At 64.8% G+C, this 23,702-nt stretch carries 22 protein-coding genes; 10 read left to right on the top strand and 12 right to left on the bottom strand.

The features are described from left to right. Window positions 1–80: 80 nt before the first annotated feature. The 3 genes from J0J06_RS06415 to J0J06_RS06405 all read right to left on the bottom strand — a co-directional run bounded on the left by J0J06_RS06415 (window position 81) and on the right by J0J06_RS06405 (window position 2,335). Window positions 81–935: a MoxR family ATPase gene (locus J0J06_RS06415; RefSeq protein ID WP_294040858.1), complete on the bottom strand. Its 855-nt coding sequence runs from the start codon at window positions 933–935 to the stop codon at window positions 81–83. Window positions 936–1,023: 88 nt separating this feature from the next. Continuing rightward, window positions 1,024–1,689, bottom strand: a complete 666-nt coding sequence (locus J0J06_RS06410; RefSeq protein WP_294040481.1) for a hypothetical protein — start codon at window positions 1,687–1,689, stop codon at window positions 1,024–1,026. Between the two features lie 115 nt (window positions 1,690–1,804). Continuing rightward, window positions 1,805–2,335, bottom strand: a complete 531-nt coding sequence (locus J0J06_RS06405; protein WP_294040480.1) for a hypothetical protein — start codon at window positions 2,333–2,335, stop codon at window positions 1,805–1,807. Window positions 2,336–2,451: 116 nt separating this feature from the next. On the opposite strand from J0J06_RS06405, the gene J0J06_RS06400 reads away from it, so the two are divergent. Continuing rightward, the gene (locus tag J0J06_RS06400; RefSeq protein ID WP_294040479.1) at window positions 2,452–4,140 is read left to right on the top strand and encodes a M28 family peptidase; all 1,689 of its coding nucleotides are present in this window, start codon (window positions 2,452–2,454) and stop codon (window positions 4,138–4,140) included. Between the two features lie 207 nt (window positions 4,141–4,347). Continuing rightward, the gene (locus J0J06_RS06395) at window positions 4,348–5,061 is read left to right on the top strand and encodes a PEPxxWA-CTERM sorting domain-containing protein (protein ID WP_294040478.1); all 714 of its coding nucleotides are present in this window, start codon (window positions 4,348–4,350) and stop codon (window positions 5,059–5,061) included. Window positions 5,062–5,124: 63 nt separating this feature from the next. Here J0J06_RS06395 and J0J06_RS06390 read toward each other — a convergent pair whose 3' ends face one another. Further along, window positions 5,125–6,591 carry a sulfotransferase gene (locus J0J06_RS06390; protein WP_294040477.1) on the bottom strand — a complete coding sequence of 489 codons (1,467 nt, stop codon included), beginning with the start codon at window positions 6,589–6,591 and terminating at the stop codon, window positions 5,125–5,127. Window positions 6,592–6,779: 188 nt separating this feature from the next. Between J0J06_RS06390 and J0J06_RS06385 the strand changes: the two genes are divergently transcribed. Both J0J06_RS06385 and J0J06_RS06380 read left to right on the top strand, forming a co-directional pair. Continuing rightward, window positions 6,780–8,006 (top strand): NF038122 family metalloprotease, encoded by a 1,227-nt coding sequence (locus J0J06_RS06385; RefSeq protein ID WP_294040476.1) that lies wholly within the window; start codon window positions 6,780–6,782, stop codon window positions 8,004–8,006. A 236-nt stretch (window positions 8,007–8,242) separates the two neighbouring features. After that, window positions 8,243–9,487 (top strand): NF038122 family metalloprotease, encoded by a 1,245-nt coding sequence (locus J0J06_RS06380; RefSeq protein WP_294040475.1) that lies wholly within the window; start codon window positions 8,243–8,245, stop codon window positions 9,485–9,487. Between the two features lie 142 nt (window positions 9,488–9,629). Here J0J06_RS06380 and rpoD read toward each other — a convergent pair whose 3' ends face one another. The 3 genes from rpoD to J0J06_RS06365 form a co-directional block, all read right to left on the bottom strand. Next, complete coding sequence (gene rpoD, locus J0J06_RS06375; RefSeq protein ID WP_294040474.1) at window positions 9,630–11,666, bottom strand: RNA polymerase sigma factor RpoD; 2,037 nt, start codon at window positions 11,664–11,666, stop codon at window positions 9,630–9,632. After that, window positions 11,666–13,537, bottom strand: a complete 1,872-nt coding sequence (gene dnaG, locus J0J06_RS06370) for a DNA primase (RefSeq protein ID WP_294040473.1) — start codon at window positions 13,535–13,537, stop codon at window positions 11,666–11,668. The genes rpoD and dnaG overlap by 1 nt, the downstream gene beginning before the upstream one ends. 65 nt (window positions 13,538–13,602) lie before the next feature. Then, a complete protein-coding gene (locus J0J06_RS06365; RefSeq protein ID WP_294040472.1) occupies window positions 13,603–14,055 on the bottom strand; it encodes a GatB/YqeY domain-containing protein in 453 nt (150 codons plus the stop codon). 105 nt (window positions 14,056–14,160) lie between these two features. On the opposite strand from J0J06_RS06365, the gene carA reads away from it, so the two are divergent. The 5 genes from carA (at window position 14,161) to J0J06_RS06340 (ending at window position 20,413) form a co-directional block, all read left to right on the top strand. Next, window positions 14,161–15,333, top strand: a complete 1,173-nt coding sequence (gene carA, locus J0J06_RS06360; RefSeq protein ID WP_294040471.1) for a glutamine-hydrolyzing carbamoyl-phosphate synthase small subunit — start codon at window positions 14,161–14,163, stop codon at window positions 15,331–15,333. Next, the gene (locus tag J0J06_RS06355) at window positions 15,330–15,893 is read left to right on the top strand and encodes a hypothetical protein (RefSeq protein ID WP_294040470.1); all 564 of its coding nucleotides are present in this window, start codon (window positions 15,330–15,332) and stop codon (window positions 15,891–15,893) included. The genes carA and J0J06_RS06355 overlap by 4 nt, the downstream gene beginning before the upstream one ends. Next, a complete protein-coding gene (gene carB / locus J0J06_RS06350) occupies window positions 15,893–19,216 on the top strand; it encodes a carbamoyl-phosphate synthase large subunit (RefSeq protein ID WP_294040469.1) in 3,324 nt (1,107 codons plus the stop codon). Before J0J06_RS06355 ends, carB begins: the two co-directional genes overlap by 1 nt. A gap of 79 nt (window positions 19,217–19,295) precedes the next feature. Continuing rightward, window positions 19,296–19,772, top strand: a complete 477-nt coding sequence (greA, locus tag J0J06_RS06345; RefSeq protein WP_294040468.1) for a transcription elongation factor GreA — start codon at window positions 19,296–19,298, stop codon at window positions 19,770–19,772. A gap of 50 nt (window positions 19,773–19,822) precedes the next feature. Then, window positions 19,823–20,413 carry a rhomboid family intramembrane serine protease gene (locus J0J06_RS06340; RefSeq protein ID WP_294040467.1) on the top strand — a complete coding sequence of 197 codons (591 nt, stop codon included), beginning with the start codon at window positions 19,823–19,825 and terminating at the stop codon, window positions 20,411–20,413. Here the strand turns inward: J0J06_RS06340 and J0J06_RS06335 are convergent. From J0J06_RS06335 to J0J06_RS06315, 5 genes are read right to left on the bottom strand one after another with little or no spacing between them, the layout of a single operon-like run. After that, entirely contained in the window at window positions 20,410–20,637 is a 228-nt protein-coding gene (locus tag J0J06_RS06335) for a DUF4170 domain-containing protein (RefSeq protein ID WP_294040466.1), read from the bottom strand. The two genes, J0J06_RS06340 and J0J06_RS06335, sit on opposite strands and share 4 nt — an antisense overlap. Before the next feature lie 36 nt (window positions 20,638–20,673). Continuing rightward, entirely contained in the window at window positions 20,674–21,129 is a 456-nt protein-coding gene (locus tag J0J06_RS06330; RefSeq protein ID WP_294040465.1) for a hypothetical protein, read from the bottom strand. Between the two features lie 25 nt (window positions 21,130–21,154). Continuing rightward, a complete protein-coding gene (locus tag J0J06_RS06325; protein ID WP_294040464.1) occupies window positions 21,155–21,442 on the bottom strand; it encodes a DUF3618 domain-containing protein in 288 nt (95 codons plus the stop codon). After that, window positions 21,439–21,798 (bottom strand): phage holin family protein, encoded by a 360-nt coding sequence (locus J0J06_RS06320; protein ID WP_294040463.1) that lies wholly within the window; start codon window positions 21,796–21,798, stop codon window positions 21,439–21,441. The genes J0J06_RS06325 and J0J06_RS06320 overlap by 4 nt, the downstream gene beginning before the upstream one ends. A gap of 15 nt (window positions 21,799–21,813) precedes the next feature. Beyond that, window positions 21,814–22,266, bottom strand: coding sequence for a hypothetical protein (locus J0J06_RS06315; protein WP_294040462.1), 453 nt, complete (start codon window positions 22,264–22,266; stop codon window positions 21,814–21,816). Between the two features lie 144 nt (window positions 22,267–22,410). Between J0J06_RS06315 and eno the strand changes: the two genes are divergently transcribed. Then, on the top strand, window positions 22,411–23,694 hold the full coding sequence (gene eno / locus J0J06_RS06310) for a phosphopyruvate hydratase (protein ID WP_294040461.1): 1,284 nt from the start codon (window positions 22,411–22,413) through the stop codon (window positions 23,692–23,694). The last annotated feature ends 8 nt before the right edge of the window (window positions 23,695–23,702 follow it).

Here is a 23,702-nt window from a genome sequence, read left to right as displayed (position 1 = left end):
GCCGGGGTCCGCCGCGCCACCTGCGAAGTCGTTGATTGTGGCAATGCAGATGCCGGGACAACCCCGGCATGACGAAGGGCTCAGCGCGGCCCGCCCTGCTGCCGCTTGGCCATGAACGCGAGGCGCTCGAACAGCATCACGTCCTGTTCGTTCTTGAGCAATGCGCCGTGCAGGGGCGGGATCGCCTTGGTCGGGTCGCGGTTCTGGAGCACGTCGAGCGGCATGTCCTCGTGGAGGAGCAGCTTCAGCCAGTCGAGCAACTCGCTGGTCGATGGTTTCTTCTTGAGGCCGGGCACGTCGCGGACGTCGTAGAAAATGTCCATCGCCTTCGACACCAGGATCTTCTGGATGCCGGGAAAGTGAACGTCGACAATGGCTTGCATCGTGTCCCTGTCGGGGAACTTGATGTAGTGGAAGAAGCAGCGGCGCAGGAACGCGTCGGGCAGTTCCTTTTCGTTGTTGCTGGTGATGACGACGATCGGGCGCTCGGCGGCGCGCACGGTCTCCTTGGTCTCGTAGACATGGAATTCCATGCGATCGAGTTCCTGGAGCAAGTCGTTGGGGAATTCGATATCGGCCTTGTCGATCTCGTCGATCAGCAGGACGGGGACCTGCGGCGCCGTGAACGCCTCCCACAACTTACCCTTGCGGATGTAGTTTGCGATGTCGTGGACGCGCTCGTCGCCAAGCTGGCCGTCGCGCAGGCGGGCGACCGCGTCATATTCGTACAGGCCCTGTTGCGCCTTGGTGGTCGACTTGACGTTCCACTCGATCAGCGGCGCGTTGACGGCCTTGGCGATCTCATAGGCGAGGACGGTCTTGCCGGTACCCGGTTCGCCCTTCACCAGCAACGGCCGGCGCAATGTCACCGCGGCGTTGACGGCGACCTTCAGGTCGTTGGTCGCAACGTAGCTTTCGGTGCCGGCGAAGCGAATCATGCTCAATCCTCGACTTTTCGAATGTCGGGTTTGCTTTGCTTAGCTGGTCGCGAAAGGCAAGCGCGGGTGCGCCCGGCGCCGAACCTCAATGCCGGTCGCGCGCACTCTTGCGGGCTTCGGCCAGATCCCACAGCGCGCGATGCTGCGCGAGCAATTGCTGCGCGCCGAAGCTCATCGCGCGTTCCACCGCCGCGTCGGCGGCCAGTGTCGCGGCTAGCGTAGCGGTGTCGGCTTCTATCGGCAGCGAAGAGGCGGGAACGGGAAGGCCGGCGCGCGTCGCGGCGGCGTCCAGCACATCGCGAACCACGCGCCAGTCGAGGACCAGCGCGATCGCCGCGCCCACCGCGCATCCGGTGCGGTCCGACTGGGCGAGCATGTCCAGGGCGCGGATCTGGTGGGCTACCGCCGCTTCGGATTCGGCCTGGCCAGGGGTCGAGGGGATAGGGCCAGCGGCGGCGGTGAGCTTTGCGAGCAATGCGCGCTCCTCGGCAAAAGCGCTTGCCGCTTCCTCGAGCCAGGACTCGGCTGCGACGCTGGGGCCATGGGTCAGGGCGTAGTCGATGACGCCGGGATGCCGCCCATGCAGCGCGCAGAGCAAGTGGATCGCATCGGCCAGGTCACGAGTCGCCGCGTCGCGCGCGCTGATGGCCTGGACGAAGGGATGACGCGCGCTGCCGTCGGCGTCGGCCAGCGCGGCGAGTACGCTCCAACTACCGCTTTGGCGATCGAACGGGACGGTTTCGACTGGCATGGCACCCCAACTATGCATTGATTTCGCGACTATCTGGGGCCGAGGAATATACCGAAGCGCGTAAAGACCCGGTTTATGCGGTCTTAAACATGTAACAACTTGTCTCGGCGACGGATCAGTTGGTCGCGAGGATCAGCGCGACGACTCCGTCGATCGCGGAGTCGCGGCGGCGGGGAGCGAAGGCGACCGTCACCTGGCGCGCGTCCCCCGCCTCGGTCAGCAGTCGGCCTGAACCGGAGCGAGGCTGTCCGTCCTCGCCGACGGCGGCGATCAGGTCGGCAACGGCGCGGCGCGACTGGATCGAGAACAAGGCGACAAAGCGCAGGCTCGACAGCATCGAAACCCCGATCCCGGTCAGGGCGGCGAGCGCGGTGTGGGGTCCATCGAGGAAGCCATAGCGGTCGATTCGCGCGATCGCCGCCCCGCGCGACATGGCGAAGGTCTCGTCGAGCGAGGCTTGGTCTTCCTCCTCCTCGCGCGGCTGGCACAGCATCTCGATCAGTTCGACAGACGCCAGGATTAGCCGGGGCCGCCCGTGGCGCAGGATATAGACCGGCTCCCGCGTCGCGCGTTCGCTCCACAGGCCGAAACGGCGGACCAGATCCGATGCGGTGGTCGTATCGTCGCGGTCGGCGGGCGTATCCATGTCCGCGTGATCGGCGCTCGCGGTTCGCAGGACAAGGTCTTGCGACCGAAGCGGAGGCGTTTGTTGCTCATTACGACCGCGCCTCGTAACGTCCGGCCCAAACGGGAGGGGTGGCGATGCGGAACTGGCTGGCCTTGGTGCTTGCGGTCATCGGTGCGGTAGCGCTGGCGATCGTTGCGACGACTCCGCCGAGTCCGCTTGGCGGCGATGCACCGGCGACCGCTTTCTCGGCGACGCGGGCGATGGCCGATGTCCGAGAGATAGGCCGCGCGCCTCACCCGACGGGCAGCGGAGAGAACGCGGCGCTCCGTGCCTATTTGATCGCGCGACTGCGATCGCTCGGGATGACGGTCGATACGCCGACCGGCACGATGAGCGAGGCGGCGGCCAAGCGTCTGTCGAACTGGAACAAGTCGAGCGTCACGCCGCCGCTGACCAACATCGTCGCGGTGCTGCCGGGGCGCGACCGGTCGCTGCCAGCGGTGTTGCTGATGGCGCATCATGACAGCGTGTGGGGCTCGCCCGGCGCGGCCGATGACGGCGCCGGGGTCGCCTCCATTCTCGAGACGGTGCGCGCGATCCGGGCGCAGGGCCAGCCGGCGCGCGACCTGATCGTGCTGTTGAGCGACGGCGAGGAACTCGGGCTGGAAGGGGCGAAGGTCTTTTTCGCGAGCGATCCGCGTCGCGCCCGCGTCGGCGTCATCGTCAACCTGGAGACTCGTGGTGGCGGCGGGCGCGCGTCGATGTTCGAAACGGGCAGCGACAACGGCGCGATGATGGACTTGTTCGGACGCAGCGTGGCGCGACCGGTCGCCACATCGCTCAGCGTGTTCGTTTACAAGAAGCTGCCCAATTCGACCGACTATACCGTCGCCAAGAAACTCGGCGTGCCGGGGTTCAATTTCGCGTTTATCGGACGGCCGCAACTCTATCACTCGCCGCTGGCGACCCCCGACGCGCTCGATCAGGGCGCCTTGCAGGACATGGGACGGCAAGTGCTCGGCCTGACGCGCGGGCTGCTCGCCGCGCCGACGCTGCCGGGCAAGGCGGCGGACAGCGTGTTCTTCGATGCGTTCGGGCTGGTGTTCGTGAGCTATGCGGCGGCGGTCGGATGGCTGATCCTGGCGCTCGGCGCGGCGGGTTACGCCGTCGCAGCGTGGGGGAGGGGGACGATCGGCGAGTCGGTGCGCGGGGCAGGGACCCTGCTCGCGCTGACGGTGGTGGCAGGCCTCGCGTTGTATCTCGTCAATATCGTGTCGGGCGCGGGCGGAGCGACCAACTATTACGACCGGCTCGCGGCGATCCCGCGGCTGGAGGGGCAGGCGCTGCTGGTCTGCCTTGCCGCGCTAGCCTTGTTCCGCCGCTGGCTGCCGACCGATGCCGCGGGAGTCTTCGGCGCCGCGTTGCCGTTGCTCCTGCTCGGCCTGTTCATGCAGGCGACCGCGCCGACTGCGGCCTATCCGATCGCCGTGCCGCTGATGCTCGGCGGGTTGGCGCTGGCGGTGCGGCGATATGTGCCGGCAATCGGGACGGTCGCCGTTGTGGTCGCCGCGATGCTGGGGGTCGGCTACATGCTCGGCTTCGGCTTTTTCCTGCTTCAGGCAGTCGGACCGAAAACGCCGATGATCGCCGCGATGCCGCTGGCGGTTTCGACCGTCCTGCTGCTGCCGCTGATGCCGGAGGCGGATAGCCGCCGCGCGACGCTGATCAGCGGTCTATTGCTTGCGGCGGCGGTGGGAATCGCGCTCTGGGTGCTGCTCGATCCGATCGCGCCGAGCATCGCGGCCTACAGCACCGATCACTGAGCGATCTGTGCCAGAACGAAGCGGTTCGTCACCGATCGCGGAAACGTCACTAAAGACTCATTAATGAGTCACGAGGCGCCGATACGCGCCGGGAGACGGTCGGCGGCAGCGGGCCGTGGGTAGTATGCCAATCATCGATCATTCGGGTCGCCGGGCACCCTGTGCCGGCGGTCCCGTCTGCTCGCCTTGAAAACGGGGAAGAGTTTCATGAACAAGAGTTTTGCCAAGCTGTCGGCCGCCGTCGTGTTCGCCACATCGTCGGTCGGCGTCGCGCACGCCGGTCCGGTCCTGATCAACGGTAATTTCGAGAACGGCCTGACCGGCTGGACCTCCTATACCACGGCCAACGGCACGATCGCCGCGACGCCGAGCACGCCGACCCAGGCGCAGCCGCAGAGCGCGTCGGTCGTTTCGTTCAACACGACCGGATCGGGCGCGTCGAACGCGCTGTTCCTCAACGCCGGCAAGATCAACGGACCCTACAATTCGAATCCCGGCGAAGGTGGCGGCGTGTCGCAGATCTTCACCACGGCCGGTGGTGTCGCGACGTTCAGCGCGGACATCGCGGCTTACTATACCCGCAGCAGCGGCGCGCTGGGCGTCGGCCTGATGAGCGTGCTGGTCGACGGCGTCGTGCTCGCCAGTTATGACTTCGGCGATGTCGCGGGCGGCCCGATCACGCTGCGCAACACGCTGAACTTCACCACCACGCTGAGCGCCGGCCAGCATACGCTGTCGCTGCAGGCTACTCGCCTATTCGCGCCGGCGAGCGGCGTCGCCTCGCAATATTTCGACAACGTCTCGTTCGACGTGGCCGCGGTGCCGGAGCCGGCGACCTGGGCGCTGATGATCGTGGGATTCGGTATGATGGGCGCGTCGCTGCGCCATCGTCGTCGCGCGGCGGTGACGTTCGCTGCCTGACGGGCGGGGAGCTCTCGGGTTCCGATCAAGGGCCGCAGCGAGGCTTTTCGCTGCGGCCTTTTTTCACGCGATCGGGCGATAGGTGTCGATGAACGGCTGCAGCTGCTCGCGGTAGGGGGCAGCGACGTTCAGGCCGTCCCGGTTGATCGGGCGGCGGACCTGAAGTGCGCTGGCGGTGGCGACGCGGCGTTCGGTCAGGTGCGGCGCGAACGCACCGGCCTCCTCGGCGAGTCCGCAATGGTCGAGCAGCCGACGCGTCCAGGTCTCCGGGTCCTCGACCAGGTCGGTATAGGGTACGACCAGCAACCGGTCGCCGAGCCGCTCCTGCCAGAAGGCGCAAAGCGCGTCCTCGAGCATGAAGTGCTGCGCAATGTCGGCGAGGTCGTAGCTCCACGCGACGCCGTGGATGAAGAAGGTACGGAAGCACGACCAGGCACAATCGAGCGGGTCGCGCCGCATCCAGATCAACGGCGCGTCGGGCAGCGTGCTGGCGATCAGACCGAGGCAACGGCTGACGTCGATCGACTTGTCGACGATCCGCCCCGCCGGCCCCATGCGTTCGGCGAGTAAATGGAGGTATAGGTCGGCGAGCGTGTCCACCTTGCCGTTGCCGGCGAGATACTTTTCGAGATGCTCTCCCGACACGCCGCCCGCCGCGACCGCGACGTGCTGGATGATGTTGAGCTCGCCACCGTCCGCGACTGCGCTATGGCTGGCAAGGATCTGTTCGACGAGCGTCGTGCCGGAGCGGGGGAGGCCGGTGACGAAGATCGGGCGGCTGGTGTCGACGCTGACCTGCTCGTTCAGCCGCTCGATGAAACCGGCGGGGTACCCGGTCATCGCCTCGCGCGAATTTGCTTCGTCGCCGGCGCGGCTATAGGGCGTTTCCGCGCGGAGCAGTTCGGCGCCGCGCGCGAAGGCGGCGAAGGTGGCGTCGTGGTCCTTGCGATCGGCATGGAGCTTGCCGAGCGCGTAATAATAGCGGGCGAGGTCGGCCGGCCCCTGGCGTTGGGCGATGGTTTCCTCGGCCAGCAACTGCTCGCCGAACGGGCTATCGGCGAGATTGACCGCGGTCGATAGCGACAGCCAGGCGGGACCCCAGCCGGGGCGGTGCTTGAGCGCCGTCGCGAGATAATCGCTCGCCTCCTGCACGCGCCCGAGGGTCATCGCGGTGTTGCCAAGCACGTAGGCGTGGCCGCCAGGGTCAGGCACGTCCGTGGGCAGGGTCTTCAGCAGGTCGTGCGCCTCCTGCAACTGGCCCGACTGAGTGTAGAGCACGACCTTCGCGTAGAGCGCTCTCGCCTTGTCTGGCGATGCGGCGACGTAAGCGTCGATCGCGCGATGGGCGAGGGAGAACTCGCCGCTGACCTGCATCAGCCGCGATATTTCGCCCCATTTCGCCCCGAGCGGCGCCTGGCCGTCGAGCATTGCGGCAACCACTCGATTGGTTTCCGCCCGGTCACGGCGGGCGAGGGCGTTCTTCAACGCGGCGGCGGCGCCGGCGACATCGGCATTGGTCATCGTGGCCATCGGGCGCTCCTACCGGGTCGGCTTGGCGGGGCCATAGGCGATGCGATCCCGACTGTCCCGCTAAGATACACCTCTCGGAAAATCCGGCGCCGGATGCATTCGAACCGGATTGACTCGAGGCGACTTAATAAAGATTAACACACTGTTAACGGCACAAGTCGTGACATTCGGTTATGGGGGATTTTCCTATGCGTATGAAGAAGTTACTTGCTTGCGGCGTCGCGGCCAGCGTGATGGGGGCGGTGCCGGCAAACGCAGCTGACATCATTTTGATCGACAACGGTTTTGCGGGCACTCCCGCACAGCAGGCAGCGTTCAAAGCCGGCTTCCAGATCGCGGCTGCCTACTGGGGATCGATCCTGACGAACAACGTCACGATCAACCTCAAGGTCGGCACCGCCTCGCTGGGTTCCGGCATCATCGGTTCGACGGGCAGCACTCGCGCTGACTTGAGCGTGGCAACCTGGGAACAGCGCGTTAACGCGACCAAGAGCAACTCGGTGATCGACCAGACCGCCGTGCTGCCGACGCTGACCAATGGCGGCGCCAGTTTCATCACGAACGGTGTGGCTGCTAACGGCAAAGACGACCTTAGCACCAAAGTTTGGGACGCGGGCGCGACGACCAGCAGCAAGACGCTTTACGAGAACACCTCGCTGATCAAGGCGATCGGCGCCAACGTCGCCGGTGTGACTTCGGCGACCGTCGACGGTACTGTGACTTTCAGCACGAACTTCTCGTTCGACTTCGATCCGACCGACGGCATCACTGCCGGCACGATGGACTTCATCGGCGTCGCGATCCATGAAATCGGCCACGCGCTGGGCTTCGTGTCGGGTGTCGATTTCCTTGACATCTATGGTATCAACGGCGGTGGCAATAGCCCCAATGCGGGCGCGCTGAGCTATAGCCTGAACTCGACGTCCATCTATTCGGCGCTGGACATGTTCCGCTATAGCAATGACCCGACGAACGTCGCGCCGGGTTCCAACCCCGTACTTGACCTGTCGGTCAGTGGCGACAAGTACTTCTCGATCGACGGCGGGGCGACTGCTCTCTTCGGGAACAACTTCTCGAACGGCCGTTACAACGGCACCGACAAGCAGCAGGCGTCGCACTGGCGTGATACCGCAGGCTGCGCGATCGGCAACGGCATCCTGGATCCGACCTTCTGCTACGGCCAGACGGGTTACATCACGGGTCTCGATCTCGCCGCCTATGACGCGATGGGCTGGAACCTCAGCGTGAATGCGCTGAACTACCAGACGACCTCGACTGCATCGATCTATCGTCAGTTCGCGACCGCTCCGGTGCCGGAGCCGGCGACCTGGGCGATGATGATCATGGGCTTTGGCCTGATGGGTGCGGCGATGCGTCGCAACCGCAAGGTCAATGCGCAGGTCCGCTTCGCGTAAGGTTAGCTTCGGCTAAGAAATGGGCCGTCGGTCGAAAGACCGGCGGCCTTTTTCGTTTTTGGGTCGATCGGGCGCGCCATCGTTACGATCTTCATCCTAACCCATTCTCTTTGTTCCAGATTGAGACAGGAAGGGTGCCGCATTCTACGCTCAGGGAGTTGCTTGAATTGTTAACAAACTGTTAATGTGTGGGTTCAGCCGGCCTCCAACGGCTGCAAAAAGGGGGTTTTCACGAAATGAAGTTTCGCAAGCTGCTTTGCATTGGCGCCGCCATGTCCGCGATCACCGCAGGCCAGGCCAACGCCGCCAACATCATCCTGGTCGATCAGGGTTTTGCCGGTACGCCAGCTCAACAAGCCGCGTTCCGCGCCGGTTTCCAGATCGCGGCCGCCTACTGGAGCTCGGTGCTCACCAACAATGTCACGATCAAGCTGGGTGTCGGCACCGCGGCGCTCGGCTCGGGCATTATCGGTTCGACCGGCAGCTCCGGGATGAATTACACCGTCGCCAACTGGGAATCAGGCGTCAACGCAACCAAGAGCAACTCCGCCGTTGATACGGGCATCGTGTTGCCGACGCTGACCAATGGCGCTGCGGCTTTCATCACCAACGGCCCGAACAGCGGCAATAACGGCATCAACACCAACACCTGGCGTTATGATAATAGCACGACGGGTGTGAACGCGCTGAACAACAAGACGCTGTATCTCAATACGGCCAACGTGAAGGCGATCGGCGGTACGGCGACCTACGATGCGAGCAACACTCAGCAGCTCGACGGTGAGGTCCAGTTCTCGACCAACTTCAATTTCGACTTCGATCCCACCGACGGCATTACCGCCAATACGATGGATTTTATCGGCGTCGCGATCCACGAAATCGGCCACGCGCTTGGCTTCGTGTCGGGCGTCGATTATCTCGACTATTTCGGTGGCCCCAACGGCCCTGGTGTCGCTACCGGCAACCAGTTCAACTTCAACCAGACCGCGCTATTCTCGGCGCTCGACATGTTCCGTTACAGTATGGACCCGCACAACGTGGTTGCCGGTAACGGCCCCGTGCTCGACATGTCGGTCGGCACGGCGTCGTACTTCTCCACCGACGGCGGCCTGACGCAGTGGGGCGGCAACTCGCTGTTCGCGACGGGCACCTACAATGGCGATGGCGACCAGGCGTCGCACTGGAAGGATGCTGTCGGCTGCACCGGGCAGATTGGCATCATGGACCCGACCTTCTGCTACAAGCAGATGGGCGAGATCACGGCGCTCGACCTCGCGGCGTTCGACGCGATCGGCTGGAACATCGCGGTCGGTTCGCGCGGATCGAATTACCTGATCAACACGGCGCAGATCTACAGCCAGTTCGCCACCGCTCCGGTGCCGGAACCGGCGACCTGGGCGATGATGATCATGGGCTTTGGCCTGATGGGTGCGGCGATGCGTCGCAACCGCAAGGTCACGGCGCGGGTCCGCTTCGCGTAAGACCAGCCTGCGCTAAGGAAATGGGCCGCCGGTCGAAAGACCGGCGGCCTTTTTCGTTTTCTCGGAGTCGACAAAGGAAAAAGCCGCCGATCCAGCGATCGACGGCTTTGTCACATCGGTTCCGGCCAGCCCGGCCGATCGACTATTGGTCGAGGAAGGACCGCATTTTCCGGCTGCGGCTCGGATGCTTCAGTTTCCTGAGCGCCTTGGCTTCGATCTGGCGGATGCGTTCGCGAGTCACGCTGAACTGCTGGCCCACTTCCTCCAGCGTGTGGTCGGTGTTCATGCCGATCCCGAAGCGCATGCGCAGCACGCGTTCCTCGCGCGGGGTCAGGCTCGCCAGCACGCGGGTGACCGTTTCCTTGAGGTTCGCCTGGATCGCGGCGTCGACCGGGATCACCGCATTCTTGTCCTCGATGAAATCGCCGAGGTGCGAATCCTCCTCGTCGCCGATCGGCGTTTCGAGGCTGATCGGCTCCTTGGCGATCTTCATCACCTTGCGGACCTTCTCGAGCGGCATGCTCAGCCGCTCGGCCATTTCCTCCGGCGTGGGCTCGCGGCCCTGCTCGTGGAGGAACTGGCGCGACGTGCGGACCAGCTTGTTGATCGTCTCGATCATGTGGACCGGGATGCGGATCGTGCGGGCCTGGTCGGCGATCGAGCGGGTGATCGCCTGACGGATCCACCACGTTGCGTAGGTGCTGAACTTGTAGCCGCGGCGATACTCGAACTTGTCGACCGCCTTCATCAGGCCGATGTTACCTTCCTGAATAAGATCAAGGAATTGCAGGCCGCGGTTCGTATACTTTTTAGCGATCGAGATGACGAGGCGAAGGTTCGCCTCGACCATTTCCTTCTTGGCGATGCGCGCCTCGCGCTCGCCTTTTTGCACCATGTTGACGATGCGGCGGAACTCGCCGAGCGCCATACCGGTCTGCTGGCTGATCTCGCTGATCTCGGTGCGGATGCGATCCACCGCTGCGGTCTCGGCGCCCGCGAAGGCCGCCCACTTCTTGTCGACGCCCTCGACCGTGCTCAGCCAGCTTTCATCGAGTTCGTGTCCGACATAGCGGTTGAGGAAGTCGGCACGGCTGACCTTGTGCCGCTCGGCCAGGCGCAGCATCTGCCCGCCCAGCGCGGTCAGGCGCCGGTTGAACGAATAGAGCTGGTCGACCAGATATTCGATCTTCGCCTGGTGGAACTGGACGCTCTCGACCTCCGCGGTGAGTTCCTCGCGCAGCTTTTGATACTTGCGCTCGTCACCCGCCGACAGCTCGCCGCCAGCGCTCATCTGATCCAGGCGCGTCGCCTGCATCTTCGAGAATTTCTTGTAGATCGACGTGATGTTGGCGAACCGCTCCAGCGCCATCGGCTTGAGCTGCTCCTCCATCTGCGCGAGGCTGAGCGTGTTATCCTCTTCCTCGTCGTCGGAGATGCGCGGCGCACGACGCTCGGTCATGTCGTCCTCGTCCTCGTCGGCCGAGACCTCTTCCTTGACGTCCTCTTCTTCCTTGAAGCTGGCGCCCGCGGTCTTTTCGCTGATTTCGCCTGAATCGTCGTCCTCGGCGCCCTCGACCTGCTCGGCTGACGGACCCTTGGACAGCATCGCGTCGAGATCGAGGATCTCGCGCAACTGCATCGTGCCTTCGTTCAGCGCGGTCGACCAGTCGATGATCGCGTTGAACGTGATCGGGCTTTCGCACAGACCCAGGATCATCGTGTCGCGGCCGGCCTCGATCCGCTTGGCGATGGCGATTTCGCCCTCGCGGCTGAGCAATTCCACCGCGCCCATTTCGCGCAAATACATGCGCACCGGATCGTCGGTGCGGTCGACCGTTTCCTTCTTCTTGGTCTCGAGCGCAGGCGCATTATCGTCGGGCGAATCGACCGGATCGATATCGTCCTCGTCTTCCTTCTGCTGCTCGTCGCCTTCCTCGCCGGCTTCTTCGTTCTCGACGATGTTGATGCCCATTTCGGACAGAGCCGCGCTGATGTCCTCGATCTGATCCGAAGACATTTCACCCTGCGGCAGCGCATCGTTGAGCTGATCGTAGGTAATATATCCGCGCTTCTTGGCGCGCGCGATCACCTTCTTGATGTTCGCATCGTTCAGGTCGATCAGCGGAGCGTCGCCCATTTCCAGGGTTTCGTCGCCTTCGCCGCCGTTATTCTTCGCCATCAATCGCCCTCAATTTCGAATTCGTCCGCGTCGTTATTAGCCTGGATCAGATTTGCAAGCCGCTCTTCCAAAGCGCGCTGTTCTTTCAGCAGTTCCATTTGCCGAGCGAACGCCGCGTCGGATGTCGTCGTTTCCAACTCCGCCGTTGCAGAGGCGAGCGCCGCATCTACTTCGGGCCGCGCCACCATGATCGCGATCGCCTCGTCCAGATCGGCGCTGGCGCGTTTGGGATCGGCGTCGCCTTTCGTGAAGGAATAGGGCGTGGCGTCGGCCCGGAGCAGGTCCGTCGTGATCTGACCAAGTCCGGAAGTGCCCAATATGGTGACGAGGCGCTGGCTATCAAGCGCCCGGTCCTCCAGCGCGAGATCGACCACCGCTTCGAACAGCCGCGCGAGAGCGCCATCGACGAGCTTCAGGCTGCCCAGCACTTCCATGTGCCGGGCGATTTCGGCAGGATGGCGGATCAGCCCGGCGAGTACTGCCTTTGCCAGCACGCGGTCGATGCCGGCGGCGCGGACCGCTTTGGCCTGCGCGGTCGCCGGCGGGGTGGGGGGCGTCCATTTCGTGCCCGGGCGGCGCGGCGCGAAGGTGCGGGGCTGGAACTCACGCGGCGGCTTGGCGAACAGGTCGTCGACGCGGCGCCGGAACTCGGCGAGATATTCGTGGCGGACGTTGGGGTCGACGATCGTGTTGGCGTGATCGGCGAGGCGACGCTTGAGGCCGGCGCGTTGCTCGGGGGTGTCGAGCAGTTCGGCGGCGTATTCGTGCCGCCACAGCAGGTCGACCAACGGTTCGGGCTTGTCGAGCAGCGCCTCGAACGCGCGCGCGCCGGAAGCGCGGACCAGGTCGTCGGGGTCCTGTCCGTCGGGTAGGGTCACGAAGCTCAGGCTGCGGCCCGGCGCCAGCCCCGGCAGCGCGCGATGCGCAGCGCGGATCGCCGCTTTCTGCCCCGCCGCATCGCCGTCGAGACAGATCACCGGGACGTCGGCCATTCGCCACATCCGTTCGAGCTGCGCCTCGGTCACGGCGGTGCCGTTGGGGGCCACGACATCGCCGAACCCGGCCGGGGCCAGCGCGATCACGTCCATATAGCCTTCGACCACGATCAGCCGGTCGGTCTTGCGGCTGGCCGGGGCGGCCTTGTCGAGATTGTAGAGCGTGCGGCCCTTGTCGAAGAGCGGTGTGTCGGGCGAGTTGAGATATTTGGGCTCGCCGTCGCCCACGATGCGCCCGCCGAACGCGATCACGCGTCCGCGCGGATCGCGGATCGGGATCATCAGTCGGCCGCGGAACCGGTCGTAGGGCTCCTTGTCCTCGACCTTGATCAGCAAGCCAGCCTCGATCAGCAACGCGTCGCCGAAGTCGCGCAGCGCGGTGCGCAGCTTGCCGCGCGAATCCGGGGCATAGCCGAAATTGAACGCACGCCGTGTCGCGTCCGAAATCTTGCGCCGCTCCAGCAGGGCGCGCGCCTCGCCGCCGTCCAACCCGCCAAGCTGCGCCTCGAACCAGTCGGCGGCTGCCTGCATCACGTCGTGCAGACCCTTGGCGCGTTCGGCGCGCTCGACAGCCTGGCGGTCCTGCGCGGGCATCTCCATCCCGGCGGCCTGGGCGAGTTCCTTCACCGCGTCGATGAAGGGGAGGCCGCGCTGCTCGGTCATCCAGCGGATCGCGTCGCCATGCGCCGAACAGCCGAAGCAGTGGTAGAACGCCTTGTCGTCGTTGACGTAGAAGCTCGGCGTCTTTTCGTTGTGGAACGGGCAACAGCCCTTGAACTCGCGCCCCGCCTTGGTGAGCTTGACGGTCTTCCCCACCAGCGCGGACAGCAGGGTCCGGGCGCGGAGTTCGTCGAGGAAGGCGGGGGTGAGACTCACCCGCGCATTATAGCATGCCTATCGCAGCAACCCGCCCTTCACGCAACGGGCGGGTTTTCCACAGGTCAGGATAGTGCCGCCTTCACCGCCGCGCTGGCCTTCGACATATCGAGGCTGCTCGCATGGCGCGCCTTCAGTTCGGCCATCACGCGGCCCATGTCCTTCATGCCACTCGCCCCGAGTTCGGCCTTGATCGCCTCGATCGCGGCGGCGGTTTCCGCCTCGCTCATCTGCGCGGGCAGGAAGCGTTCGATCACCGCGACCTCGGCTTCTTCCGCCTTGGCCAGTTCCTCGCGGTCGCCCTTACGGAACATCTCGATCGATTCGCGGCGCTGCTTGACCATTTTCTGCAGCACTTCGACCACCAACGTGTCGTCGTCGTTCGGTTGCGCCTTGGTCCGTTCCTCGATGTCGCGATTCTTGATCGCCGACTGGATCAGGCTGATCGCGTTGCGGGATTCCTTGTCGCCGGCCTTCATGGCGGCGATCTGGGCGGCTTTGATGTCGTCACGTATCATGCGGACCACATAGCGCCCCGATCCGGTTGACGCGAGGGGGGTAGGGGTTTAGGCGGCGGGACTTAGCGACATCGCTGTTTCAACCCAACGGAGTGCCCGCCCGCAATGGCCGACGCCACGACTTTTCGCGCGCCTGAAGGAGCCACGGGCGTTCTCGTCCTGGCGAGCGGCGAGGTCGTCTGGGGCCGCGGATTCGGCGCCGAAGGGCAGGCGGTCGGCGAGGTGTGCTTCCACACTGCGATGACCGGTTACCAGGAAATCATGACCGACCCGTCGTTCGCGGGCCAGATCATCACCTTCACCTTCCCGCACATCGGCAATGTCGGGGCGAATGCCGACGACGTCGAGGCGGACATGCCGCACGCTTTGGGCATGATCGTGCGCGAGGACGTGACCGCGCCCTCGTCATTCCGCAGCACCGAGCGGCTCGATGCCTGGATGAAGAAGCATGCGCGGATCGGCCTGTCGGGAATCGACACGCGCGCGCTGACGCGGCGGATTCGTAGCGGAGGCGCACCCAATGGCGTGATCGCGCATGCCGCGGACGGCCAGTTCGACATTCCGCTGCTGCTCGACATGGCGCGGGCGTGGCCGGGACTGGAGGGGATGGACCTGGCGATCGCGGTCACGACCGAGGCCGATTATGGCTGGGAAGGTGGCGTCTGGCGGTTGGGGTTCGGCTATGGCGGCGAAGGTGGGGAGGCTGACCGTCCCCACGTCGTCGCGATCGATTACGGCAGCAAGCGCAATATCTTCCGCAATCTGGTGCAGGCGGGCGCCAAGGTCAGCGTCGTCCCCGCGACCGCAACCTTCGATCAGGTCATGGCGCTCGCGCCCGATGGCATCTTCCTGTCGAACGGTCCGGGCGATCCGGCCGCGACCGGCGAGTATGCGGTGCCGGTGATCCGGCAGTTGCTGGAGACCGGCAAGCCGCTGTTCGGCATCTGCCTCGGCCATCAATTGCTCGGGCTGGCGGTCGGCGCGCGCACGACCAAGATGTTCCAGGGCCATCGCGGCGCCAACCATCCGGTCAAGCGGCTGTCGGACGGCGCGGTCGAGATCACCAGCATGAACCACGGCTTCGCGGTCGAACGCGACAGCCTCCCCGCCAATGCGTGCGAGACTCACGTGTCGCTGTTCGACGGCTCGAATGCCGGGCTCGAACTAACCGACCGCAACGCGTTCAGCGTGCAATACCACCCCGAGGCAAGCCCGGGGCCGCAGGACAGTTTCTATCTGTTCGAGCGGTTTGTGAATTCGATGTCGGTCGCGCCGTGACAAATTACGAGCAGTTCTTCGACTTGGTACTGGTCGGACTTTACGAGGCTGAAAAGCGCCGGCCCGATCAAAAGACTACCTTAGGATCCGTTGCGAGCGCGAAAGCCGTTCCGCTTCGGACTTATGCAGCTGTACAGTTTGCTGAGGATTGCCGAGAAAACCTTTTCGCGGAAGTTGAGGCGACGAAGTATCGACCGTCGACCTGGAAAACTCGCATACTCAAAGCGGGAATCCGGCACGTTGAAGACGTGCTCCTTCGCCAAACTGCAGTGGACAGCAGTAGTTGGACCGGTAGGCCAAATCCTGTTGTGCTGGACGAGGAGCGTCGAGAACGCATCGCGCACGAACTTACGCGCATTCAGGGTGAGTTGGAAAACCTGACACTCACTAACAGCGAGCGTTCGCAGGTCGTGGCCTTGGTGTTAGCCGCGAAGGTCCTCGCAGAGTCGCCAAATCCGCCCGGAGATTTGATCTGGGAAATCGTCGAGCGAGCTAGCTCAATCGCGTCGGTCGCTTCCCTCTTCATCGCGATAATCGCACTACTTAGGTCGCACGGTTAATGCCCAAACGCACCGACATTTCCTCGATCCTCGTCATCGGCGCGGGGCCGATCGTCATCGGCCAGGCGTGCGAGTTCGATTATTCGGGCACGCAGGCGATCAAGGCGCTGAAGGAAGAAGGCTATCGCATCGTCCTGGTCAATTCGAACCCGGCGACGATCATGACCGATCCCGAGCTGGCCGACGCGACCTATGTCGAGCCGATCACCCCCGCCGTCGTCGCCAAGATCATCGAGAAGGAGCGGCCTGACGCCGTCCTGCCGACGATGGGCGGGCAGACCGCGCTCAACACCGCGCTCGCGCTGTTCCGCGACGGCACGCTGGAAAAGTTCGGCGTGACGATGATCGGCGCCGATGCCGAGGCGATCGACAAGGCCGAGGACCGGCTGAAGTTCCGCACCGCGATGGACAAGATCGGGCTGGAAAGCGCGCGTTCGGCGATCGCGCATACCGAAGCGGAGGCGCTGGAGGGGCTGGAGAAGGTCGGGTTGCCGGCGATCATCCGGCCGAGCTTTACGATGGGCGGATCGGGTGGGGGGATCGCGTATAACCGCGACGAGTTCCTGACGATCGTCCGCTCGGGACTCGATCTCTCGCCGACGACCGAGGTTCTGATCGAGGAATCGCTGCTCGGCTGGAAGGAATATGAGATGGAGGTCGTGCGCGACAAGCACGACAATGCCATCATCATCTGCTCGATCGAGAACGTCGATCCGATGGGCGTCCATACGGGCGATTCGATCACCGTCGCGCCGGCGCTGACGCTGACCGACAAGGAATATCAGATCATGCGCAACGCGAGCATCGCGGTGCTGCGCGAGATCGGGGTGGAGACGGGCGGGTCGAACGTCCAGTTCGCGGTCAATCCCAAGGACGGCCGCCTGATCGTGATCGAGATGAATCCGCGCGTCAGTCGCTCGTCTGCGCTGGCGTCGAAGGCGACGGGCTTCCCGATCGCCAAGGTCGCGGCGAAGCTGGCGGTGGGCTACACGCTCGACGAGATCGAGAACGACATCACCGGTGCCACGCCCGCATCGTTCGAGCCGACGATCGACTATGTCGTGACCAAGATCCCGCGCTTCGCGTTCGAGAAGTTCAAGGGCGCGGAGCCGCTGCTCGGCACCGCGATGAAGTCGGTCGGCGAAGTGATGGCGATCGGGCGCAACATCCATGAGTCGATGCAGAAGGCGCTGCGGGGCCTCGAGACGGGGCTGAGCGGGTTCAACATCGTCGATCGCCTCGTCGGTGCGCCGAAGGACGAGATCGAGGCGGCGCTGGCGCTGCCGACGCCCGACCGGCTGCTGGTAGCGGCGCAGGCGCTGCGCGAAGGCTTCACCGTCGCCGAGGTGCACGCGATCGCGAAATACGATCCGTGGTTCCTCGAGCGTATCGCGGAGATCGTCGCGGCGGAGAACGAGGTGCTGGAAAACGGCCTGCCGCAGGATGCCGCGGGGCTGCGGCGGCTGAAGGCGATGGGCTTTTCGGACAAGCGCCTCGGCTTCCTCGCGCTGACCTCCGCCGGGTTGCGCGATCGCTATCAGGCGCGCGGCGGGCTGATCCACGAAGCGGTCAAGGCGATGGTCGGCGGGGTCAACGAGGACGAGGTGCGCGCTTTACGCCACAAACTCGGCGTGCGCCCGGTGTTCAAGCGCATCGACACCTGCGCGGCCGAGTTCGACGCCAAGACGCCGTACATGTACTCGACCTACGAAGCGCCCAGCTTCGGCGAGCCGGAGAACGAGGCGATGCCCTCGACCCGGCGCAAGATCGTCATCCTGGGCGGCGGGCCGAACCGGATCGGGCAGGGGATCGAGTTCGATTACTGCTGCTGCCACGCCTGTTTCGCGCTGGCGGATGCCGGGTTCGAGACGATCATGGTCAATTGCAACCCGGAAACCGTGTCGACCGATTACGACACGTCGGACCGCCTCTACTTCGAGCCGCTGACCGCCGAGGACGTGCTCGAAATCCTGCATGTCGAGCAGCAGGCGGGCGAATTGGTCGGCGTGATCGTCCAGTTCGGCGGGCAGACCCCGCTCAACCTGGCGCGCGCGCTGGAAAAGGCGGGCATCCCGATCCTCGGCACCAGCCCCGACGCGATCGATCTGGCCGAGGACCGCGAGCGGTTCGCGGCGCTGGTCAACAAGCTCGGCCTGCTCCAGCCCGCCAACGGCATCGCCCGCAGCGCCGAGGAGGCGGTCGCGGTGGCCGAACGGATCGGCTACCCTGTGCTGATGCGGCCGAGCTACGTGCTCGGCGGCCGCGCGATGGAGATCGTCGACGGGCGGCCGCAGCTCGAAGAGTATATCCAGACTGCAGTGCAAGTGTCCGGCGAGTCACCTGTTCTGATCGACCAATATCTTCGCGACGCCATCGAGGTCGACGTCGACGCGATCTGCGACGGCACCGATGTCGTAGTTGCGGGCGTTCTCCAGCATATCGAGGAAGCCGGGGTCCATTCGGGCGACAGCGCGTGCTCGATCCCGCCTTATTCGCTGCCCGCGGAGATCGTCGCCGAGATCGAGCGGCAGGCCGATGCTCTCGCGCGGGCCCTGAACGTCGTCGGGCTGATGAACATCCAGTTCGCGGTCAAGGACGGCAAGGTCTATCTGATCGAGGTCAACCCGCGCGCCAGCCGCACGGTGCCGTTCGTCGCCAAGGCGATCGGTGCGCCCATCGCCAAGATCGCGAGCCGCGTGATGGCGGGCGAGAAGATGGCGAACCTGCCGAGGATCGACCGCGACATTCCCTATTTCGCGGTCAAGGAAGCGGTGTTCCCGTTCAACCGCTTCCCCGGGATCGACCCGGTGCTGAGCCCCGAGATGAAATCGACCGGCGAAGTGATGGGGATCGACCAGGACTTCACCGGCGCGTTCGGCAAAGCCGAGCTGGGGGCGGGGACCGTCCTGCCCGAGAGCGGTACGGTGTTCGTCAGCGTCAAGGACAGCGACAAGCCGGTGATCCTGCCGGGTGTGCGCGCGCTCGCCGATTTCGGCTTCACTATCGTCGCGACAGGGGGCACTGCCGACTATCTGAGCGAGCACGGCGTGAAGGTCGAGCGCGTCAACAAGGTAGCGCAGGGTCGTCCGCATATCGTCGATCGCGTGGTCGATGGCGGGATCGACATGATCTTCAACACGACCGAGGGCTGGCAGTCGCTGAAGGACTCCAAACCGATCCGGGTCGCGGCACTCGGCCAGAAGATTCCGTACTTCACGACCGCGCCCGCCAGCGTGGAGGCGGCGCGGGCGATCGTCGGCCTTGCGACGCGCTCTCTTGAAGTTCGACCGCTCCAGTCTTATCATTCGCACTCGCACAATTGATCCCCACATAGAGAAACAAGGTGCGGGCGGCCCTTCCACAGGTCGCTTGGGGCAGAGATTTTGACGAAGGATTAGGGGTATGGCGACCGTCGAGAAGATGCCGATGCTGCAAGAGGGCTATGAGAAGCTCACGGCAGATCTGCGTCGCTTGAAAGAGGAGCGCCCGTTGATCGTGGATGCGATCGAGGAAGCGCGCGCGCATGGCGACTTGTCGGAAAACGCCGAATATCATGCCGCCAAGGAGCAGCAGGGCCAGAACGAGGCGACCATCGCCGACATCGAAGGCAAGCTGAGCCGTGCCCAGATCATCGATCCCAAGGAATTGTCGGGCGACAAGGTCGTTTTCGGCGCGACCGTGACCTTGCTCGACGAGGACGACAAGGCGACCAAGTATCAGATCGTCGGCGAGACCGAGGCGGACGCCAAGACCGGCCGGATCAGCTACAATTCGCCGATCGGCCGCGCGCTGATCGGGCGCAAGGTCGATGAAGAGGTCGAAGTGTCGGTGCCCGCGGGCGACCGTTACTACCTCATCAGCAAGATCGAGTTCATCTGAGCCAGGGGTTCGCCTGGCGCGACGCGCCCGCCACCTACGGCATCGCCGCGGTGACGATTCTCGTTTCCGCGCTGGTCGGGCTGGCAGGCGAGAGTCAGATGGCGGCGCTGGTCGGCGGGTTCATTCCCGCTCTCGCGCCTTACCAAGCGGTGACGTGGGCGGGGCCGCCGATTCCGGCCTGGCTCACGCCGCTGACTGCGACGTTGCTCCATGGCGGGGTGTTTCACCTGCTCTTCAATATGGTGATGTTCGTCTATTGCGGGCGCGAGGTCGAGCGCGCTCTCGGATCGAAGGCGATCGGCGTTCTATATTTCATCGGCGCTTACGCGGCAGCGGCGGGGCAGTGGGCGCAGGATCCGCAGTCGATGATGCCGATGATCGGCGCCAGCGGGGCGATCTCCGCCGTCGTCGCGGCCTATGCCTTGCTCTACGGCCGCAATCGCGCTCGCCAGATTGGGCCGCTATCGGCGGGCGTGCTCCATGCCGTGTGGCTCGGGGCGGCGTGGACGATCATCAATCTGCTGGTCGGCTACGCGACGTTGACCGATCAGCCGGTGGCGATCGGCGCGCATATCGGCGGGTTTATAGCCGGATTGATACTGACGCGCCCATTGTTGCTCTGGCGCTATAGGGACGCTTAGCCGCTCGCCTGCAAATCCGGATCGGGCTCAAGCAGGCGGTGCAGGTGGACCACCACGAACTTCATTTCGGCGTCGTCGACAGTGCGTTGAGCGGCCGCGCGCCACGCTTTCTCGGCACTCGCGAAATCGGGGAAGATGCCGACGACTTCGATCGTCGATTCATCGAAATCGAGCGTTTGGGGGTCCTTGACGCGGCCGCCGAATACGAGATGGAGCTTGCTCATGGCGGCCCCATATCGCGCGTCCGCGTCAAGTAAAGGTCAATCGGCCTTGCGCCGCGTTCTTTTGACCGGTTTCGGCGCTTCCTTCTGCGCCGCCAGCGCGGCGTCACCGCCCGCCGACATCGCCTTGCCGACCTGATCGAGTAACTTGCTGACTTGCTCGCGCGCCGCCTCCTTGCTCAGCGGGAATGCGCCGAGTTCGGCCTTCGCCGCGTCCTTGGCCGCCAGGGCAGCACCCGCCGCCGCGCCGTTGATCCGCTTGCCCACTGGACCCAGCAGCTTGGTTTCGCGCTTCGTGCGCGGCAGCAGCGCGCCCGCCGCCAGCCCGATCGCGATCCCTCCCGCGACGACGGCGAGGGGATTGGCCTCCGCAGCCCTGCCGACGCGCTTCGCCGCTGCACGGGTTTCGCCGAGGGCGTCGTTGGCCGCGCCGCGCGCCGTGGTCAGCGCGGTTTCCATACGGCCGGCGGGCTGCTTGTTAGTCGATTCGGTCATCGCGCACTCCTCGATCTGAGCGTGATTATGTGTCGCTGGAGCGCCGGTGAAACAAGCGCCGCAACGGTTTGCGTGCAAAAAATGCGGTCAGCGTCGCGATAACGCCCGTGGCGGTCACCGGATGGCGCTTGATCGTGTCGACGCCCGCCTGGGCGATTTCGCCGCCGACTTCCTTGAGCTCGCCGATCGCATCACGGGCAAGCGCGCTGGGCTTGAGCCGCGATTGCAAGGCGACGACGGTGCTGGCGAGCTGTTGCCGCCGCGCAGCCGCAGCGGCTTCGGCTCTGGCGAGTTCGTCGTCGATCAGGCTCATGGCCGTTCGTCCCTGTCCTTGATCTGCGTCGCCTTGAGCAATTGCCGCCAGCCGAGCCACGCCAGCAGCGCGGCCAGCGCTAGCCCACCGGCCACGACCACGGCGGTCGCGCCGCCGGGACCGAGCGCGGGCCGCAACAGGATCAGCAAACCGACCAGCGCCGCGACGATCACCGCCTGGGCGAGCGACAACGCGACGACCGCCAGGATGACCGCGTTGCGCGCCTCACCGACCCGGGCGACCACCCGCGCGCGGTAGAGTTTAAGCTCTGCCCGGACGAAGCCTTCGCCATCGTCGATCAGGCGGCTGACCAACGCGGGGATGCTTTCCTGTTCGGGCGGTTGCTTTTCCTCCACGCGCGGCCGGGCCGATCAGGCCTTCTTGTCGCCGGCGGGTTCGTCCAGCCCCGCCTTGACCAGCCGTGCCAGTACGAAGCCGATGGCGGCGGCGGTGCCGATCGCGACCGCCGGACTCTTCTTCACGAACTCGCGCGCGTCGTCGATCAAGTCGTCGACCTGCTTCGACTGGAGCGATTGCGAGAAGTTCGCCACCGCGTCGGCCGCCGACCGGGCATATTGGCCGTATTGGTCGCCGACCTTCTCATCGACGCTGGTCGCCGCGTCGCGCAGCATCGTCGCGAGTTCGTCGAGCGCGCCGCCGGCCCGCGTCTTGCCGTCCTCGGCCGCGGCCTTCGCCTTGTCGCCGGCATCGTTGGCAAACTTGATGACGTTATCCTTCAGCGTCTGCACGCCGGCCATGGCGTCTTTCGCGCCAGTGCCGGTTTCATTGTCGACGATAGTCTCATTCGGTGCGGTATCGGCCATGATCGTGTTCCTTACTCCAACGCGTCAAACAACCAAGGCGGGCTTTGCGGGTTCCGAAGTTTCAGGCGAATTGCCCGATCCGAACGAACCCGATAGAGCGCCGCCGCGACACCCTTGCTTCCCCCAATCTAGGAAGACCGTTCCATGACCGCAATCATCGACATGCATGCCCGCCAAATCATCGACAGCCGGGGCAATCCGACGGTCGAAGTGGAGGTGATGCTGGAGGACGGCAGCTTCGGCCGCGCGGCGGTGCCGTCGGGCGCCTCGACCGGTGCGCACGAAGCGGTCGAACTGCGCGACGGCGACAAGAGCCGCTGGTCGGGCAAGGGCGTTCAGAAGGCGGTCGATGCGGTGAACGGAGAGATCGCCGACGCGATCCTGGGGCTGGACGCCGAGGATCAGGCCGATGTCGACAATGCGATGATCGCGCTCGACGGCACGCCGAACAAGGCGCGGCTGGGCGCGAACGCGATCCTGGGCGTGAGCCTCGCGACCGCCAAGGCCGCGGCGGATGCGCGCGGGCTGCCGCTCTATCGCTATGTCGGCGGGGTCAACGCGCACGTCCTGCCGGTGCCGATGATGAATATCATCAATGGCGGCGAGCATGCCGACAATCCGATCGACTTTCAGGAATTCATGATCGTGCCGGTCGGCGCGTCGAGCCTGTTCGAGGCGGTGCGCTACGGGTCGGAGATCTTCCACACGCTGAAGAAGATGCTGCACGACAAGGGCTTGTCGACCGGCGTCGGCGACGAAGGCGGCTTCGCGCCCGACATCGCCAACACCACCGATGCGCTCGACTTCATCATGCGGGCGATAGAAGGGGCCGGGTACAAGCCCGGCGATGACGTGATGCTCGCGCTCGACCCGGCGTCGACCGAATTCTTTGAGAACGGCAAATACAACATCTCGGCGGAGAACAAGATTCTCAGCCCGCACGAAATGGCGGCCTATTACGCCGACCTCGTCGCCAAATATCCAATCTTCTCGATCGAGGACGGGATGGCCGAGGACGATTTCGAGGGCTGGAAGGCGCTGACCGACCTGATCGGTGACAAGGTCCAACTGGTCGGCGACGATCTGTTCGTGACCAATCCGAGGCGGCTTGCCGACGGGATCGGGAAGGGGCTGGGCAATTCGATCCTGATCAAGGTCAACCAGATCGGCACGCTGACCGAAACGCTGGCGGCGGTGTCGATGGCGCAGCGCTCCGGCTACACCGCGGTGATGTCGCACCGGTCGGGCGAGACCGAGGATTCGACGATCGCCGACTTGGCGGTGGCGACCAATTGCGGGCAGATAAAGACCGGCAGCCTCGCGCGTTCGGATCGGCTGGCGAAATACAACCAGTTGATCCGCATCGAGGAGGAACTGGGCGACGTCGGGGTCTATGCCGGACGCGGCGTGCTACGCGCTGCGCGATAAGTTCCGCG

Origin of the sequence: Sphingomonas sp., assembly GCF_017304615.1 — a bacterium.
GTDB lineage: Bacteria > Pseudomonadota > Alphaproteobacteria > Sphingomonadales > Sphingomonadaceae > Sphingomonas.
Note: the sequence above shows the minus strand (reverse complement) of the source record. Positions and strands in the feature narration are given on the sequence as shown.

Coding starts and splice junctions, on each gene's coding strand:
- J0J06_RS06410 (WP_294040481.1), bottom strand. CDS start 1,689: ATGCCAGTCGAAACCGTCCCGTTCGATCGCCAAAGCGGTAGTTGGAGC.
- J0J06_RS06405 (WP_294040480.1), bottom strand. CDS start 2,335: ATGGATACGCCCGCCGACCGCGACGATACGACCACCGCATCGGATCTG.
- J0J06_RS06400 (WP_294040479.1), top strand. CDS start 2,452: ATGCGGAACTGGCTGGCCTTGGTGCTTGCGGTCATCGGTGCGGTAGCG.
- J0J06_RS06395 (WP_294040478.1), top strand. CDS start 4,348: ATGAACAAGAGTTTTGCCAAGCTGTCGGCCGCCGTCGTGTTCGCCACA.
- J0J06_RS06390 (WP_294040477.1), bottom strand. CDS start 6,591: ATGGCCACGATGACCAATGCCGATGTCGCCGGCGCCGCCGCCGCGTTG.
- J0J06_RS06385 (WP_294040476.1), top strand. CDS start 6,780: ATGCGTATGAAGAAGTTACTTGCTTGCGGCGTCGCGGCCAGCGTGATG.
- J0J06_RS06380 (WP_294040475.1), top strand. CDS start 8,243: ATGAAGTTTCGCAAGCTGCTTTGCATTGGCGCCGCCATGTCCGCGATC.
- rpoD (WP_294040474.1), bottom strand. CDS start 11,666: ATGGCGAAGAATAACGGCGGCGAAGGCGACGAAACCCTGGAAATGGGC.
- J0J06_RS06365 (WP_294040472.1), bottom strand. CDS start 14,055: ATGATACGTGACGACATCAAAGCCGCCCAGATCGCCGCCATGAAGGCC.
- carA (WP_294040471.1), top strand. CDS start 14,161: ATGGCCGACGCCACGACTTTTCGCGCGCCTGAAGGAGCCACGGGCGTT.
- carB (WP_294040469.1), top strand. CDS start 15,893: ATGCCCAAACGCACCGACATTTCCTCGATCCTCGTCATCGGCGCGGGG.
- greA (WP_294040468.1), top strand. CDS start 19,296: ATGGCGACCGTCGAGAAGATGCCGATGCTGCAAGAGGGCTATGAGAAG.
- J0J06_RS06335 (WP_294040466.1), bottom strand. CDS start 20,637: ATGAGCAAGCTCCATCTCGTATTCGGCGGCCGCGTCAAGGACCCCCAA.
- J0J06_RS06330 (WP_294040465.1), bottom strand. CDS start 21,129: ATGACCGAATCGACTAACAAGCAGCCCGCCGGCCGTATGGAAACCGCG.
- J0J06_RS06325 (WP_294040464.1), bottom strand. CDS start 21,442: ATGAGCCTGATCGACGACGAACTCGCCAGAGCCGAAGCCGCTGCGGCT.
- J0J06_RS06315 (WP_294040462.1), bottom strand. CDS start 22,266: ATGGCCGATACCGCACCGAATGAGACTATCGTCGACAATGAAACCGGC.
- eno (WP_294040461.1), top strand. CDS start 22,411: ATGACCGCAATCATCGACATGCATGCCCGCCAAATCATCGACAGCCGG.